The organism is Nonomuraea sp. NPDC003804 (assembly GCF_040610675.1).
Lineage (GTDB): Bacteria > Actinomycetota > Actinomycetes > Streptosporangiales > Streptosporangiaceae > Nonomuraea.
The window spans coordinates 1-2219 of the sequence record NZ_JBEXMT010000084.1 but is presented as its reverse complement, the minus strand read 5'-3'; the positions used below and the strand labels follow the sequence as shown (position 1 = coordinate 2219).

Here is a 2219-nt window from a genome sequence, read left to right as displayed (position 1 = left end):
GGTTCTTTGAGGTGGATCGCTACTACATCGCGCATGCCGCGATTGCGGCGCTGGCTAAGGAAGGGAAGATGACCGCGAAGGATGTGGCCCGGGCGATCAAGCAGTACAAGATTGATCCGGAGAAGGCTAATCCTGTTGGGGTTTAAGGGGACCCAAGCGATTGAGCGTATCAAGGGGAGGGCCAAATGGCCTTCCCCTTCTTCGTGGTGCCGCACCAACGTGAGATGCTGCGTCAGGCGAAAAGGAATTTCGAAATGAATGTTGATAAGAAAGCTGTCTTGAAGCTATTGGCACGCCTTCGGCGAGGAACCAAGAAGCTAATCGTTAACTACGTCAAATTGCCTTGGATCCTCCGTAGTGTCCAAGCGGGCTCACCTCCGTACAGGGCTACGGTACCGCGACGATTTGTCTCGAAGATGCAGGCACTCAAGACAGCTCTAGGCTCTCAGAGATACCGCGTGCGCGGAAGGATCGAGCCTCTGACGCCCGCGCATCTGATAGGCAGTAGTTATAAGCAATATAGGGCTGAATTACAGCGGGCGCTTCGACTGCCGAAGGTCCGGAACATTGCAATTACAGGCGGGTATGGTGCCGGGAAGAGTAGCTTTATTCAGACGTTTGCCTCAGAGCACACCGAATACAAGTACTGTTTCGTCTCCTTGGCTGCATTCAATAGTGCTCAAGGTGGCTATCCTGAAAAGGCACCCGGCAGCTCGAGTGATTCAACATCTAAGGAATCTATAGAACAAATCGAGGCCACGATTGTCCAGCAACTACTGTACTCGGTGGAAGGTAAGACCGTTCCGCAAACACGGCACAAGCGGATCAGCCACGTATCGAAGTTGTGGGCGTCCTTCTACTCCGTGCTCGCGCTTGCAACAGTCTTGGCGCTTGTTCGACTCTTTGGGCTGCCCAAAGACCTAGTGCATCTGTCCAAAGAATTTCCCATATCTCAAGTCCTCGAGTCGAATCTGCTGTACACGATGACCGTTTTACTGCTGGTCGCATTCTTGGTGATTAGGAAGGCTGCGATCGCAGTGTTGGGATTCAACCTTCAGGGTTTGACTTTGAAGGGCGTGACGATGGCTCCAGCCTCAATCTCTTCAGTTCTCCATAAGCAGGTGGATGAAATCGTCTATCTCTTCGAAAGAAGCAAGATAGATGTTGTCTTCATCGAGGATCTTGATCGATTCTCAGATTCAAGTCCATTCACGCGGCTCAGGGAAATAAACTTCATCGTCAATACCTCGCCGGCGATTCGTCGCCCAGTTTATTTTGTTTACCTGATAAGGGGCGATCTATTTTCCGCGGAGGATGGTGTAAAGTTCTTTGACTACGTTCTTCCCATAATTTCGGTAATCAACACGGATAACTCCCGGCAGATGATGATTAACGTCATGCGGGAGCGAAAGTGGGCTGTGACTTCAAGGCCGAGTGAGGCGCTAATAGAAGCGGTTTGCTATTACGTAGATGATATGCGGCAGCTCTTAAACATAGTTAATGAGTATGACCTGTTTAGGAGAGTTGCCGGTGGAAATGAGTACCTGAGCGTCGACAAAATGTTCGGTGCAGTGGTGGCCAAGTGTCTCTATCCGAGGGAGTACTCCAGGCTTCTGAAAGGCGAAGGCCCAATCTATGATATGATAAAGAGCTACATACCTTGGTCAGTGAATAGAGAGCTTGAAGGGGCTGCAGAGGTCGCGGCACTTGAAGCCGAGATTGACAATTACACCGCGGGTCTGTCGCGATCCGAGAGGGAGTACAGAGCGCTGGCATGGATGGCTGCCTCTGACCAAGAGCAAGCATATGAGCTAGAGACAATTACGATCCCGAGTGGAGAAATGCTGGGCTTTGCTGCTTTCGTGAATCGGGAATCCGTAGTGAGCATTCTCGAACAGAACGCCTTGCTCAGCCTCAATTTCCAGTATGTCGGGGTTAGGTCTGTAGAATCCAGGCGATTGATCGGTGATGGGGTGGGCTCGCTGCGTGCACGCATTGCTTCTGCAAGAGAGGTTGCAAATGGAGCGCATCGCCGGCTTTCGATTTTGCGAGGAAAGTTGGCAGATGAGCGAGTAAGCGCGCTCTCCCAAGCAATTGTCCATCCTGAGTTTGCAAACCACGTTGCCACTCTCGAAGGTGCTAGGGCGCTTGGGCCACTGCCCTACTTAGTATCTTCTGGTGTATTGGGCGAGGACTACTTCGACTACTCGGGGTTCTTT

General features: G+C 51.5%; 1 protein-coding gene. It reads left to right on the top strand.

Annotated elements, in window-relative coordinates; translation table 11 throughout:
• Positions 1-185: 185 nt before the first annotated feature.
• Positions 186-2219 (top strand): hypothetical protein (locus ABZX22_RS44885; RefSeq protein ID WP_354923411.1); only part of this gene is annotated, 2034 nt, incomplete at its 3' end.